Source organism: Plantactinospora sp. WMMC1484, from assembly GCF_049315195.1.
Classification (GTDB): domain Bacteria; phylum Actinomycetota; class Actinomycetes; order Mycobacteriales; family Micromonosporaceae; genus Plantactinospora.
On record NZ_CP186055.1, the window covers coordinates 4,498,789 to 4,511,934 of the forward strand.

13 protein-coding genes are annotated in these 13,146 nt (G+C 72.1%); 9 read left to right on the forward strand and 4 right to left on the reverse strand.

Annotated elements, in window-relative coordinates; genetic code table 11:
• Positions 1 to 243 precede the first annotated feature (243 nt).
• From ACN28C_RS19740 to ACN28C_RS19750, 3 genes are all read left to right on the forward strand, one after another.
• Positions 244 to 1,245 carry a glycosyltransferase family 2 protein gene (locus tag ACN28C_RS19740; RefSeq protein WP_422769013.1) on the forward strand — a complete coding sequence of 334 codons (1,002 nt, stop codon included), beginning with the start codon at positions 244 to 246 and terminating at the stop codon, positions 1,243 to 1,245.
• Positions 1,242 to 1,991 (forward strand): polysaccharide deacetylase family protein, encoded by a 750-nt coding sequence (locus ACN28C_RS19745; RefSeq protein ID WP_422769014.1) that lies wholly within the window; start codon positions 1,242 to 1,244, stop codon positions 1,989 to 1,991. The genes ACN28C_RS19740 and ACN28C_RS19745 overlap by 4 nt, the downstream gene beginning before the upstream one ends.
• 92 nt (positions 1,992 to 2,083) lie before the next feature.
• Positions 2,084 to 2,893 (forward strand): AfsR/SARP family transcriptional regulator, encoded by an 810-nt coding sequence (locus ACN28C_RS19750; protein WP_421493406.1) that lies wholly within the window; start codon positions 2,084 to 2,086, stop codon positions 2,891 to 2,893.
• Here ACN28C_RS19750 and ACN28C_RS19755 read toward each other — a convergent pair.
• The 4 genes from ACN28C_RS19755 to ACN28C_RS19770 all read right to left on the reverse strand — a co-directional run bounded on the left by ACN28C_RS19755 (position 2,853) and on the right by ACN28C_RS19770 (position 7,944).
• Entirely contained in the window at positions 2,853 to 3,602 is a 750-nt protein-coding gene (locus ACN28C_RS19755; protein ID WP_422769015.1) for a class I SAM-dependent methyltransferase, read from the reverse strand. The two genes, ACN28C_RS19750 and ACN28C_RS19755, sit on opposite strands and share 41 nt — an antisense overlap.
• 89 nt (positions 3,603 to 3,691) lie before the next feature.
• Positions 3,692 to 4,612: a lysylphosphatidylglycerol synthase domain-containing protein gene (locus ACN28C_RS19760; protein WP_422769016.1), complete on the reverse strand. Its 921-nt coding sequence runs from the start codon at positions 4,610 to 4,612 to the stop codon at positions 3,692 to 3,694.
• A 278-nt stretch (positions 4,613 to 4,890) separates the two neighbouring features.
• Positions 4,891 to 6,030 (reverse strand): glycosyltransferase family 2 protein, encoded by a 1,140-nt coding sequence (locus ACN28C_RS19765; RefSeq protein ID WP_422769017.1) that lies wholly within the window; start codon positions 6,028 to 6,030, stop codon positions 4,891 to 4,893.
• Between the two features lie 150 nt (positions 6,031 to 6,180).
• The gene (locus ACN28C_RS19770) at positions 6,181 to 7,944 is read right to left on the reverse strand and encodes a DEAD/DEAH box helicase (RefSeq protein ID WP_422769018.1); all 1,764 of its coding nucleotides are present in this window, start codon (positions 7,942 to 7,944) and stop codon (positions 6,181 to 6,183) included.
• Positions 7,945 to 8,320: 376 nt separating this feature from the next.
• On the opposite strand from ACN28C_RS19770, the gene ACN28C_RS19775 reads away from it, so the two are divergent.
• The 6 genes from ACN28C_RS19775 (at position 8,321) to ACN28C_RS19800 (ending at position 13,144) form a co-directional block, all read left to right on the forward strand.
• Positions 8,321 to 9,082, forward strand: a complete 762-nt coding sequence (locus ACN28C_RS19775) for a DeoR/GlpR family DNA-binding transcription regulator (RefSeq protein ID WP_422769019.1) — start codon at positions 8,321 to 8,323, stop codon at positions 9,080 to 9,082.
• Positions 9,079 to 10,023: a 1-phosphofructokinase gene (gene pfkB / locus ACN28C_RS19780; protein ID WP_422769020.1), complete on the forward strand. Its 945-nt coding sequence runs from the start codon at positions 9,079 to 9,081 to the stop codon at positions 10,021 to 10,023. The genes ACN28C_RS19775 and pfkB overlap by 4 nt, the downstream gene beginning before the upstream one ends.
• Before the next feature lie 115 nt (positions 10,024 to 10,138).
• Positions 10,139 to 11,314 (forward strand): mannitol-specific PTS transporter subunit IIC, encoded by a 1,176-nt coding sequence (gene mtlA, locus ACN28C_RS19785; protein WP_422769021.1) that lies wholly within the window; start codon positions 10,139 to 10,141, stop codon positions 11,312 to 11,314.
• Positions 11,315 to 11,347: 33 nt separating this feature from the next.
• Positions 11,348 to 11,656, forward strand: a complete 309-nt coding sequence (locus tag ACN28C_RS19790) for a PTS lactose transporter subunit IIB (protein WP_422769022.1) — start codon at positions 11,348 to 11,350, stop codon at positions 11,654 to 11,656.
• Position 11,657: 1 nt separating this feature from the next.
• The gene (locus tag ACN28C_RS19795) at positions 11,658 to 12,107 is read left to right on the forward strand and encodes a PTS sugar transporter subunit IIA (protein WP_422774739.1); all 450 of its coding nucleotides are present in this window, start codon (positions 11,658 to 11,660) and stop codon (positions 12,105 to 12,107) included.
• On the forward strand, positions 12,104 to 13,144 hold the full coding sequence (locus ACN28C_RS19800; protein ID WP_422769023.1) for a zinc-dependent dehydrogenase: 1,041 nt from the start codon (positions 12,104 to 12,106) through the stop codon (positions 13,142 to 13,144). Before ACN28C_RS19795 ends, ACN28C_RS19800 begins: the two co-directional genes overlap by 4 nt.
• Positions 13,145 to 13,146 lie beyond the last annotated feature (2 nt).

A 13,146-nucleotide genomic window follows, 5' to 3' on the forward strand; every position in this document is an offset into this window, starting at 1 on the left:
TAGAGGTCGTGCACCTCGCGAACGGTGAGTCGATCGCAATCGGACAGGCTGACCAGATTGGGCATGTCGGAACGCTATCGATTGGTACGGGATCTTCTCTGGACCCGTGCTGTACGCAACCTTGACTACGTAAGGCAACGCTTGCCAGTGGACAAGCCACTGGATAACTTGGTCGCGACAGGTAGATCTCGAAATGTCAATGTCCCTGGCAGTTGTCACGCAGTATCGCTGAGGTGGGTGAACATGGCGCCGACGGTGTCGGTCATCATCCCCGTACACAACGGCTCGAAGACCCTGCAGGCGTGCCTGGCGGCCGTCTACGCGCAACGGCACCCGGTCACCGAGGTCATCGTCGTCGACGACGCCAGCACCGACGACACCCGCGAGATCGCCGCCGGGTTCCCGTGCCGCGTGCTGCACGCCGAGCAGAACGCCGGCCCGGCGGCCGCCCGCAACCGGGGCATCCGGGCCAGCACAGGCGAGCTGCTCTTCTTCCTCGACTCCGACTGCGCACCCGAGCCGGAGGCGCTCGGCAACGCGCTGGCGATTCTCGCCGAGCAGCCCGACGTCGCCTGCGTACACGGGATCTACTCGCTGCGGCCGCTCTACGACGACGGGCCGGTGGAGGCGTACCGGCTGCTGCACGGGCACTACTGGCGGCTGCGCAACGTGGGGCGGGTCCGGACCACCCTCTTCGCGATCTGCCTGATCCGCCGCGCGGTCTTCGCCGACGTCGGCGGATTCGACGAGCGGCTGCGCGCCTCCGAGGACGTCGAGCTCGGCGACCGGATGGGTGACCGGTACGGCATCGTGTTGACCGACACGGTGGTCTGCCGGCACGACGACGACAGCCATCTCGGCCGGCTGCTGCGCAAGCAGTTCGGTCGCTCCCAGCTGCTGGTGCCGGTCGCGCTCGCCGAGCGTGGGCCGGCCGGGATCCGCGCCAACACCCCGGCCGGGCTGCTCTGCGCCACCCTGGTGCCGGCGACCCTGCCGCTCGGCCTCGCCGCCCCCGCGCTGCTGCTGGTCCCGCTCGGCCTGCTGCTGCTCTTCGTCGCCGCCGACCCGGGACTGCTGCGCTTCGTGGCCCGCCGGCGCGGCCCCGGCTTCGTCGTCTTCTTCTATGTGGTACATCTGCTGGTCCAGTTGACCGTCGTCGCCGGTGCCGTGGTCGGCGGGCTGCGCCACCTGGCGGACCGGAACTTCGGCCCGGCCCGGGTGGCCGCCGCGAAACTGCCGCGATGACCGGGCCGACCGCCGGGGGGAGCGCGGCGCCGAGCGAGAAGCCGTACGTCCGGCGTCTCTGCTGGCCGTACCTGTCGGCCCAGGCCCTGCACTACCTCCTCTTCGCGCTCCGGGCACAGCAGTTCCGGAGCCGCCGGCCGATGCTCGGCGATGCGCACCGCCCGGTCTTCGGGGTGCCGGGCCGGAGCGTGGCGCTGACCGTCGACGACGGGCCGCACCCCGAGTGGACGCCCCGGATGCTGGAGCTTCTCGACCGGCACCGGGTCCGGGCCACCTTCTTCCTGATCGGCGCCCGGGTACGCGAGCACCCCGACCTGGCCCGTCGGATCCGCGAGGCCGGACACGCGATCGGCAACCACTCCATGTCGCACCCGCAGCCCTTCGCCGCGCTGCCGCCCGCCCGGCTGCGTGCCGAGATCGCCGATGCGCAGGGGTGGATCGGGGACGCCGTCGGGGCGGCGCCCCGGCTGTTCCGCGCCCCGGGCGGCAACTGGTCCCCGGCGGTGCTGCGCGCCGGCGCCGACCTCGGCCTGGCGCCGGTGGACTGGACGGTCAACCCGAGCGACTGGCGCAGCCCGGGGGTGGCGCGGATCACACGACGGCTGTCCCGGAGCCGGCCCGGGCACGTCCTGCTCTGTCACGACGGCGGTGGTGACCGGTCGCAGACCGTCGAGGCGCTGGAGACCGTGCTGCCCCGGTTGCTCGACCGGGGACTGCGGTTCGTCGTACCGGGTGCCGACCGGTAGGTGACGACGTGCCGAAATGTCGTACGACGACGCCGGGCAGTGCCGCCCGGCCGTGCGGGGGGAAGCAGCGATGCCTGTCTAGGGGGAACGAGATGTCGGAAGACGACGACCTGACGATCCTGCTCCTGGGGCCGATCAGGGCCGAGCGGGACGGTACCAACCTCTATCTGGGTACGCCCCGGCAGCGGGAGGTTCTCGCCGTGCTGGCGCTGCGCTGCGGGATGGTGATGTCGGTTCCGCAGATCGTCGACGCGATCTGGAACGGGCGCCGGCCCGACTCGGTGGAGAACATGGTGCACACCTACATCGGCCGGCTCCGCCGGGTGCTGGAGCATCCCGGCCGGCCACCGGCGCTGGCCCGGGTGCTCCGCTCGACCCGGCCCGGCTACACTCTCGACCTGCCGCCGGCCGCGGTCGACGTCAACCGGTTCGAGTACGACGTCCGGGTGGCCCGGACGGCCCGGGCCAAGGGCGAGCTCACCCGGGCGCTCGACTGCTTCCAGCAGGCGCTGGCCCGCTGGTCCGGCCTGGCCCTGCAGGAGGCGACCGGGCCGCTCGCCGAGGCGGAACGGATCCGCCTCACCGAGCTGCGTCAGGACGCGGTGGAGGAGGCAACCGGCGTGCGGCTGCTCCTCGGCGACGTCGAGAACCTCGTTTCCGAGCTGCGCTGCATGCTCGCCGAACAGCCGATGCGGGAGCGGCTCTGGGAACTCCTGCTGATCGTGCTCGGTCAGACCTCGCGGCGGGCCGAGGCGCTCACCGCCTTCGAGGACGCCCGGGTCACCCTCGCCGACCGGCTCGGGGTGGAACCGGGGCACCGGCTGCAGGACCTGCACCGGCGGCTGCTGCGCAGCGAGCCGGTCACGGTGCGGCCGTGGTGGGAGCGCCGGGTCCCGGCCTGACCCCGCCGCGGTCCGGTCCCGCGGACCCGCCGCGTGTCCGGCCCACCGTCGGCCCGGTCTCCGCCGGGCCCTTGCCGGTCCCGTGGTCGCCGACGGCTCGGCCGCTGAGGACGAAGAAGGCACCCCGAGGGCTGTCCCCGAGGCGCGCGGGGACCTCCTCGGTGACCGAGAGGCCACAGGACCGGATGACCCGGACGAACGCCTCCGCCCCGGCAACGTCGTAGATCTGCACCACGATCCGGCCCCGGGGCGTGAGCATCGCCGGCAGCCGGCCCAACAACCGGGCGGACTCGCCCTCCGTCAGGTAGTAGATGACCTCGCGGAGCAGGATCGCGTCGTAGCGCCGCGCCGTGTCGAAGGTGCGGATGTCGGCGACCTCGAACGAGGTGTCTGGCCGGGCGAGCGCCCGGGCCGCCTCGATCGCCCGGGAGCTGAGGTCGACGCCGTGGTAGTGGCGGTAGCGGCCCGGCATCAGCGGCAGGTTGGCACTCGTGCCGCAGCCGAGGTCCAGGATCGTCGGCCGGGGCGCCCAGGTCTCGATCAGTGACAGCGGCATACCTCCGTCGGACATGTCGTCGAGGTAGCGCCAGAATCCCAACGCGTACTGGGTGTTCCACCAGGCGGCGTTCATCCTGGGGTTGGCGCGGATCAGTACCCGCACGGGGACCCGGATCAGACGTGCCACCGTACGGAAGAACGCATTCGACATGGTGTCACCGACTTCTCTCTGGGGATGGGAACGGGTCCCGGCGTTCCGGGAGGGAGGTAGCGGAGCGGTGGCGGCGCCGGTTCGCCGGCTCAGCCGGTCAACGCGGGATCGGGGCTGCGGCGCAGGCCGTGCCGGCGCCGGTGCAGATACTGGGCGAGGAGCAGCCCGCCCGTGCCGACCGTCACCTCGCTGAGCGCGCAGACCAGCCGGCTGGTCAGCACCACCGGGGCGGCGACCGGCACCGGCATCACGGTGGCCAGTCCGACCATCAGTACCGCCTCCCGGACGCCCAGTCCGTCCGGGGCGACCATGACCAGCAGCCCGGCCACGGTCGCGGCGGCGAACCCGGCCACGCAGACCAGATAGGAGCGGGCCGGCGGGGCACCGGCGGTCACGGCCAGCAGCCAGAGGTGGTGTCCGGAGATCAGCCAGGAGAGCGATTGGCTGGTGATGGCCCGCCGGATCCCGGCCCGAGAGGCGGTGGCCTGCGGCGGTGGCCTGCGGAGCAGCCTCGCGGAGCCGGCGAGCCCCCGGTTGAGCAGGTCAGGCTGGACGAAGAGGGCGACCAGCGGCAGCACGGCGAGCAGCAGCCAGCCGGTCGCGCCGCCCAGCATGGCGGGCCCGGCCGCGAGGCCGACGGTCATCCCGGTCAGCGCGACGACGGCCCAGCTGAGCAGGAAGACGCCGGCCAGCCGGACCGCGCCGACGTCGATCTCCCGGCCCATCCGGAGCAGCACCGGCAGCGCGATGAACCGGCCGGGCACGAATTTGGCCAGGAACCCGACGAAGAAGAGCCGGGCGGCGGTCCACCGGTCGACCGCCGCACCCAGGTCGGCGAAGAGTGCCTGCCAGGAGTGGTATCCGAGCAGCAGCCCGACCGAGTTGATCAACAGGGCGCCGCCCAGCACCAGCGTGACCTGGAGCGGATCGAGCCGCTGCGCGAGCGACCGGAGCGGGGTCCAGTCCTGGTCCCGCAGGAACAGGACCAGACCGGCCGCCAGCCCCACCACGAAGGCCGCGACCAGCAGTTGGTTGAGCCGGTGCCACCAGCCACGCCGCGTCCCGGCCCCGGACCGCGCCTTTTCGGTTCCGGCCTCGTCGGTTCCGGGCCGCGTCTTCTCGGTTCCGGGCCGCGTCTTCTCGGTTCCGGGCCGCGTCTTCTCGGTTCCGGGCCGCGTCTTCTCGGTTCCGGGCCGCGTCTTCTCGGTTCCCGGTCGCGTCTCCTCGGGTCCGGGCCGCGCCTCTGCGGGCGGGCCTGGGTCCGGATGGCCGGGGCCGGTCGGGGGGTTCACCGGCTCGACTCCGGGGCCAGCCAACCGACCCCGGCGGTCCGCCGGGGAGGTCGGAGCAGCGCCCGCGCCAGGCCGAGCGTCAGTCCGGCGAACTCGGCCAGGTGGGTCAGGAACCGCATCGCGGTGGCGAAGAGCAGAAAGCCCGGCCCGCGCTGTTGCAGCGCGAACCCGAGCAGCGCCCGGTCGGCGACGAGGAAGACCGCCAGCGGAACCGGGAGGACCAGCAGCAGCCAGGGGGACCAGGCGGCGAGCGGTAGGCCGACCACCGTGAGCGCGCTGCCGAGTAGCCCCGCGACCGAGCCGAGGTCGATCCGGTGCGGCGCCCGCCGCACCGCCGGTTCCGCGCGGGCCACCTCCGCCGTAGCCGCTTCCGGTCCGGCCGCTTCCGGTCCGGCCGTCGTCGGTCTGGCCGGTTCGGCTGTCCATCGGGCCGCCACAACCGCCCCGGCGTACGTCCGGGCGCGGCGGAACAGCTCCGACAGGTACGGCCAGAGCCGGTCCACGTCGTCGTGCCGCCCCACCACACGATCGCTGGTGCGGATCTCGTACGACGCCGGAAGCCGGGTGCCGAACTCGATGTCCTCGGCGTCGCGCAGCCGCTCGTCGAAGCCGCCGACCAGGTCGAAGACGGAGCGGGGAAGAGCGGTGAGCGCGAACATGGTGGTGGCGGTGACCCCGACGGCCCGACGCCGCCAGAAGTGCTCGAAAAGCGTCTTGTAGGACTCCACCGGACCGTCCGGAAAGAGCGGCTCCAGGTCGTAGATGCCCTGCACCACGCCGCAGCCGGGATGCGCCCGCAGTTCCGCGACCGCACCGGCCAGGGCGTCCGGGGCCAGCGCGATATCCGAGTCGACGAAGAAGAGCACGTCGCCGCCGGCCCGGGCGGCACCGGCGTTACGGGCCGCGGAGACGCCCCGGTTCACCGCGAACGGCAGCACGGTGCAGGGAAACCCGGCGGCGATCTGCCGGGACCGGTCCGTACTCGCGTCGTCGACGACGATCACCTCGGCCGGCGGCAGCGTCTGCGCGTAGACCGCTGCCAGGCAGGCCCGGAGAGTCTTTTCCTTGTTGTAGTTCGGGACGATGACCGACACCCGCGCGGGCTGCGGATCGGCGGCGTGGTCGACTTCGGACAATTCGCCGGGTCACCCCCTCGTTCCGCAGGTCGGCGAAGCTCCAGCCGGGTCGGCAAACGGTAGCAATCGGTGTGCCGCCATTTCTGGAACCGGCCTGGATTACCGAGTGCGACGGCGGGGGTGGGCGGGCCGGCCCTCAGCTGACCTGGCTCAGCCGTTACGGTCGTCCTGGCCGCCCTCCCGGTCCCGGCGTACGGTCGCCCGGCGGCCCTTGATGGTGCTCTGCCGCAGCCGGCTGATCACCTCGGACGCCGCGGACCTCGGCACCTCCACCAGGGAGAACCGGTCGGCGATCTCGATCGAGCCGATCTCCCGACCGCTGAGCGGGGTCTCGCCGGTGATCGCCCCGACCAGGTCCTGCGGGCGGATGCCGGCCCGGCGGCCCACGCCGATGAAGAGGCAGGCCATCTCCGCGGAGCGGGGCCGGCCGCCGCGCCGGTCGTCCCGGCGACCGTCCCGAGCGCTGTCCCGACCGCCGTCGCGCCGGGGCCGGCCGTCCCGGTCGGCCCGGAACGTGACCTGCGGGATGTCCTCCTCCTCGTCGACCGGGCCGCCGGCCGACTCGTGAGCCAGCCTCACCGCCGCCAGCGCCACCTCCATGACGTCGAACTCGTCGGTGAGGGTCTCCACGATCACCCGGTACGGTTCGAGGTCGTCCTCCAGCAGGCTCTCGTGCAGCGCCGCCCGGGTCATCTCCAGCCGTCGGGTACGTAGGTCAGCCACGGTCGGGATCGTGCCGATCGAGATCCGCTGCCCGGTGGTTCGCTCGATGGTCTTGAGCATCCGGTGCTCGCGGGGCTCGGCCAGGGTGATCGCCACTCCCTGCCGGCCGGCCCGGCCGACCCGCCCGATCCGGTGCACATACGACTCCGGAGCGGACGGCACGTCGTAGTTGACCACGTGCGTGAGCTGCTCGATGTCCAGTCCCCGGGCGGCAACGTCGGTGGCGACCAGCAGGTCGGCGGTGCCGGCCCGGAGCCGCCCCATGACCCGGTCCCGCTGTTCCTGGGTCATTCCGCCGTGCAGTGCCTCGGCCCGGTAGCCGCGCCCGTTCATCGTCTCGGTGAGCCGGTCGACCTCCTCCCGGCTGCGGCAGAAGACGATCGCCGCGGTCGGTGCCTCGACGTCGAGTACCCGGCCGAGCGCCGCCGGTTTGTGTGCCCGGGCGACGACGTAGGCGGTCTGCCGGACCAGTGGGCCGGTGCCGGTGGGGGTGGGCTGCCGGCCGATCTCGATTCGGGCCGGGTCCCGCAGGTACTGCCGGGCCAGGCCGTCGATCCGGGCCGGCATCGTCGCGGAGAAGAGCACCGTCTGCCGCTGCTCGGGCACGTGCTGCAGGATCGCCTCGATGTCCTCGGCGAAGCCCATGTCGAGCATTTCGTCCGCCTCGTCCAGCACCACCGTGTCGAGGCCGTCCAGCCGCAGGGTGTCCCGGGCGATGTGGTCGAGCGCCCGCCCCGGAGTGGCCACCACGACGTCCACCCCGCCGTCCAGCGCCCGCAGTTGCCGGGCGATCGGCTGCCCACCGTAGATCGGCAGAACCCGTACGCCGAGGTCGCGGCCGTACCGGTGGATGGCCTCGGAGACCTGGACGGCCAGCTCGCGCGTGGGCACCAGGATCAGCGCCTGCGGTGCCCCTGAGCTTCGGTCCGGCGGTAGCCGGTGCAGCAACGGCAGCGCGAAGGCGGCGGTCTTGCCGGTCCCGGTCGCCGCCTGGCCGAGCAGGTCGCGACCGGCCAGCAGGGGCGGGATGGCGGCCCGCTGGATGGCGGTCGGCTCCTCGTAGCCGAGCGTGCCGAGCGCGTCCAGGAGCTCGGTCCGTAGCCCGAGGTCGGCGAAGGTGTCGGCGTCGGCGTCGGGGTCGTCCGGGCGGTGGTCAGCCGGTGGAGCGGGTGGTGCGCTGTCGGAACTCATACCCGCAAGCCTTTCACCACCCCGGACACCGCCGCACGGCGACATGGATCTCGATGATCTCACGCACGGCCCGACCTCCCGGCCGGACCCGGAAACCGTGCCGGACCGGCCGTCTGGGAGCGGGTGCGGTGCAGGCGGAAAACCCACACAATCGGAGTTGGGTGTCTGTTTCGATCCGGATCGTAACGTCCGAGATTTTCCCGCGCTCTCTGGCCGACTTCCGGCGCACGGCCGGTGGCAGCGCGGGCGAAATGTTGTGGATCATGCTAATCGCATCGATCAGATGACCAAACTGTTACGGCCAGATGTTGACGAGCCACAGGAACGGGCGTAAACAGAAATGAAGCAAAAGCGATCGGGTGGGAGATCTCACGAGATGTACGCCGAGGAACGTCAGCAGGAGATCCTGCGGCTGGCCCGGGAGGCGGGTCGGGTCGACGTCATGGCGCTGGCCGAGGGCATGAACGTGACGGCGGAGACGATCCGTCGGGACCTCACCGTGCTGGAGCGGGCCGGCGTGCTCCGCCGGGTGCACGGCGGGGCGATCCCGGTCGAGCGGATCGGCTTCGAGCCGGCACTCGCCGCCCGGGACGCCGTACTGATCAACGAGAAGGAGCGGATCGCCAAGGCGGCGCTGGCCGAGTTGCCCGACGAGGGTGCCGTCATCCTCGACGCCGGCACCACCACCGCCCGGCTGGCCCAGCTCCTTCCCTCCGACCGCGAGCTGACGGTCGTGGTCAACTCGCCGGTGCTGGCCTCGGCGCTCGGGCTCAAGCCCAACCTCACGGTGCTGCTCCTCGGCGGCCGGCTGCGCGGCAAGACGCTGGCCACTGTGGACGACTGGGCGCTGCGCCCCCTTGCCGAGCTCTACGTCGACGTCGCCTTCATGGGCACCAACGGCTGCTCGGTCGAGCGCGGCATGACCACCCCGGATCCGGCCGAGGCGGCGGTGAAGCGGGCGATGATCGGCGCCGCCCGCCGGGTCGTGCTGCTCGCCGACCACACGAAGATCGGCAACGACTACCTGGCCCGGTTCGGCACCGTCGGCGACCTCGACCTGCTGATCACGGACAGCGGGGTGGACGAGGAACTGGCCGACGACGTGGAGGCCGCCGGCGTACGGGTGGTGCGGGCATGATCCTGACCGTCACGCTGAATCCGAGCCTGGACCGGGCGATGCAGATCGACCGGCTGGCCCGTGGCGCGGTGATCCGGGCCGACTCCGCACACCTCGATCCCGGTGGTAAGGGGGTCAACGTCTCCCGGGCGCTGCTGGCCAACGGCGTGCCGTCCCGGGCGGTACTGCCGGTCGGCGGCGAGGAGGGCACCCAACTCGTCCGGCTGCTGGGCGGCGAGGGCGTCGACCTGCTGGCGGTGCCGATCGCCGGCCGCACCCGCTCGAACATCACCCTCGCCGAGCCGGACGGCACGGTAACGAAGATCAACGAGTCCGGTCCGGTCCTGACCGGGCCGGAGTTCACCGAGGTCACCGCGGCGGTACTGGCGGCGGCGAGTTCCGCCGACTGGGTGGTGGCCGCCGGCACCCTGCCGCCGGGTCTGCCGGTGGCGGCCTTCGGCGACCTCTGCGCCCTGCTGGTCGGCGCGGGGGTGCGACTCGCGGTCGACACCAGTGGGCCGGCGCTGCGGGCCGCGGTCGAGGCTGGCGTCGCGCTGGTCAAGCCGAACCGGGAGGAGTTGGCCGAGACGGTCGGCGGCCCGCTGCGCTCCCTCGGCGACGTGGTCGACGCCGCCAGCCAGGTCCGGAGCTGGGGCGCCGGTGCGGTACTGGCCAGCCTCGGTGCCGACGGTGCGGTGCTGGTCGACGCCGACGGCGTCGTCACCGGCGAGTCACCGGTGACACAACCGAAGAGCACGGTCGGGGCGGGGGACGCCCTGCTGGCCGGCTTCCTGGCCGCCGGTGCGCGCGGGCCGGACGCCCTCGCCGAGGGCCTCGCCTGGGGCGCGGCGGCGGTCAGCCTGCCCGGCAGCCGGATGCCCGGCCCCGGCGACCTGCTCCGGAACAGCGTCCGACTCCACCCGCGGCCGGACCTGGTCCGGCCGTTGCTGCCGCAGGGGTGAGCCGGTCATGCCAACAACCGTCCTCCGGACGTCGGCCGACCCCCGGAGCCGACAGACGAGACCCGAACCCGGCCGCGTTCGATAACGCGGACCATATCTCGAAGGAGTCCCCCTCATGGCCGTGTCGTACACACCGGAGGTCCAGGGCACCGGCTTCAGAGCCCGGGTCCAGCGAATCGGTGGTCACCTGGCCGGAATGGTCATGCCCAACATCGGGGCGTTCATCGCCTGGGGCCTGATCACGGCGTTCTTCATCCCGACCGGCTGGCTGCCGAACGAGCGCTTCGCCGAGCTGGTCGGCCCGATGATTCTCAGTCTGCTGCCGATCCTGATCGGCTACACCGGCGGCCGGATCGTGCACGGGCAGCGCGGTGCGGTCGTCGGCGCGGTCGCCACGGTCGGCATGATCGTGGCTGCGGACATCCCGATGTTCCTGGGCGCGATGATCATCGCACCGCTCACCGCCTACCTGCTGAAGCTCTTCGACAACCTGGTGAAGGACCGGATCCGTCCCGGCTTCGAGATGCTGGTGGACAACTTCTCCGCCGGCATCATCGGCGGCGCGATGGCCCTCTTCGCGGTCTGGTTCGCCGGCCCGGTGGTGGGCCGGCTCACCGAATGGGCCGGCAACGGGGTGGACTGGCTGATCGGGCAGAACCTGCTGCCGGTCGCCTCCATACTGGTCGAGCCGGCCAAGGTGCTCTTCCTGAACAACGCGATCAACCACGGCGTACTCTCGCCGCTCGCTGTCCAGCAGGCGCAGGAGACCGGCAAGTCGATTCTGTTCATGATCGAGTCGAACCCCGGTCCGGGGCTCGGCCTGCTGCTGGCCTTCTTCCTCTTCGGGCCGCGCTCGCTGCGGCCGAGCGTGCCGGCGGCCGGCATCATCCACTTCCTCGGCGGCATCCACGAGATCTACTTCCCGTACGTGCTGATGAAGCCGCGGCTGATCCTCGCCACCATCGCCGGCGGGGCCGCCGGGGTCGGCACCTTCATGGTCACCGGCGCCGGGCTGGTCGCCACCCCCTCACCGGGCAGCATCTTCGCCTACGCGGCGGTCACCCCGCGGGGCGGCTGGTTCGGCATGCTGCTGGGCGTGCTGATCGCCACCGGGGTCTCCTTCGTGGTCGCCTCGGCGCTGCTCGGCTTCGGCAAGCTCAACGGGGAGTCGGAGGACGAGGCCGCCGCCCCCGCCGAGCCGGAGGACCCGGCGGCGGAGCGGGACCCGGCGGCGGAGCGGGACCGTGAGTCCAGCCCGGCAGTCGCCCGATCCGCGACGGCCGAGGGCTGACCAGACCACCGTACGAACGGAAGGGGTACTGCCATGGGCAGCATCAACGGTAAGGACATCCACAAGGTCGTGGTTGCCTGCGACGCCGGGATGGGCAGCAGTGTCATGCTCGCCAGCCAACTTCGCAAGCAGCTCAAGAAGTTCTCGGTCACCGTGGAGCACACGCCGGTCAACTCGATCCCGGGCGACGCCGACGTGGTGATCACACACAACGGGCTCGCCGCGCGCGCCCGCGCCGCCGCGCCCGGCAAGGTCGTCGTACCGTTCCAGGTCTTTCTCGGCGATCCGGCGGTGACCGCCGTGGTCAGGGCGATCGAGTCCGGCGGTGAGGTCAGTGGCTGAACTGACCGGCGACCTGCTCGACCGGCGGGCGATCCGGCTGACCGAGGTGGCCGCCGACCGTGACGAGGCGATCCGGCGCTGCGGCGAGGTCCTGGCCGACATCGGCGCGGTGCACTCGGAGTACGTCCAGACCATGCTCGCCCGGGAGCGCTCGGTCTCCACCTACATCGGCGAGGGGGTGGCGATTCCGCACGGCACCCTCGCCGGCAAGGACCTGGTGCACCACGACGCGCTCGCGGTGCTCCGGTTTCCTGCCGGGGTGGACTGGGGCGGCCAGCCGGTCACCGTCTGCGTGGCGATCGCCGCTCGCGGCGACGGCCACGTCGAGCTGCTGGCCAGCCTCGCCGAGATCCTGCTCGACACCGACCGGGCCCGCGCGCTGCGCGAGGCCACCGACCCCGACGACGTGCTGGCGCTGCTCGCGCCGGCACGGGAGGACAGCACGTCATGAAGGCCGTTCGATTCCACGCTCCCGGCGACGTACGCATCTCCGACGTTCCCGAGCCCACCCCGGGCCCCGGCGACGTCAAGATCCGGGTACGCAACTGCTCCACCTGCGGCACCGACGTCAAAATCTCGAAGTTCGGGCACCACCACATCCACCCGCCCCGGGTGATGGGGCACGAGATCGCCGGTGAGGTGGTGGAGGCCGGTGCCGACGTGACCGGCTGGGCGACCGGTGACCGGGTGCAGGTGATCGCCGCGATCCCGTGCGGACAATGCGCCGAGTGCCGGCGGGGCCGGATGACCGTCTGCCCCAACCAGGAGTCGATGGGCTACCACTACGAGGGCGGCTTCGCGCAGTATCTGGTCGTACCGGCCAAGGTGCTCGCGGTGGACGGGCTCAACCGGATCCCGGACGGGCTCGGTTTCGCCGAGGCGTCGGTGGCCGAGCCGCTGGCCTGCGTGCTCAACGGGCAGGAGCTGGCGAGGGTCGGCGACGGCGACGACGTGGTGGTGATCGGCTCCGGCCCGATCGGCTGCCTGCACGTCCGGCTGGCCCGGGCCCGGGGCGCCGCCCGGGTCTTCCTGGTCGAGCTCAACCGGGAGCGCCTGGAGATGGCCGCCGCGCTGGTGCGTCCGGACGCGGCGATCTGCGGCGCCGAGGTCGACCCGATCGACGAGGTGCTGAAGCTGACCGACGGGCGGGGTGCCGACGTGATCATCACGGCGGCGGCCTCGGGCGCGGCCCAGGAGCAGGCGGTGCAGATGGCCGCCCGGCAGGGTCGGATCAGCTTCTTCGGCGGCCTGCCCAAGGACAAGCCGATCATCTCGCTCGACTCCAACCTGGTGCACTACCGGGAGCTGACAATCGTCGGTGCCAACGGTTCCAGCCCGGCACACAACGCCGAGGCGCTCCGCCTGATCGCCGGTGGGGCGGTGCCGGTGTCGGACCTGATCACCCACCGGCTTCCGCTGGACGGGGCGATCGACGCCTTCGGCGTGGTCGCCCGGGGCGAGGCCATCAAGGTCACGATCGAACCCTGAGA

Bases quoted from the DNA above. Each gene is read 5' to 3' on its own strand.
- ACN28C_RS19740 (WP_422769013.1), top strand. From the start codon at position 244: ATGGCGCCGACGGTGTCGGTCATCATCCCCGTACACAACGGCTCGAAG.
- ACN28C_RS19745 (WP_422769014.1), top strand. From the start codon at position 1,242: ATGACCGGGCCGACCGCCGGGGGGAGCGCGGCGCCGAGCGAGAAGCCG.
- ACN28C_RS19750 (WP_421493406.1), top strand. From the start codon at position 2,084: ATGTCGGAAGACGACGACCTGACGATCCTGCTCCTGGGGCCGATCAGG.
- ACN28C_RS19755 (WP_422769015.1), bottom strand. From the start codon at position 3,602: ATGTCGAATGCGTTCTTCCGTACGGTGGCACGTCTGATCCGGGTCCCC.
- ACN28C_RS19770 (WP_422769018.1), bottom strand. From the start codon at position 7,944: ATGAGTTCCGACAGCGCACCACCCGCTCCACCGGCTGACCACCGCCCG.
- ACN28C_RS19775 (WP_422769019.1), top strand. From the start codon at position 8,321: ATGTACGCCGAGGAACGTCAGCAGGAGATCCTGCGGCTGGCCCGGGAG.
- pfkB (WP_422769020.1), top strand. From the start codon at position 9,079: ATGATCCTGACCGTCACGCTGAATCCGAGCCTGGACCGGGCGATGCAG.
- mtlA (WP_422769021.1), top strand. From the start codon at position 10,139: ATGGCCGTGTCGTACACACCGGAGGTCCAGGGCACCGGCTTCAGAGCC.
- ACN28C_RS19790 (WP_422769022.1), top strand. From the start codon at position 11,348: ATGGGCAGCATCAACGGTAAGGACATCCACAAGGTCGTGGTTGCCTGC.
- ACN28C_RS19800 (WP_422769023.1), top strand. From the start codon at position 12,104: ATGAAGGCCGTTCGATTCCACGCTCCCGGCGACGTACGCATCTCCGAC.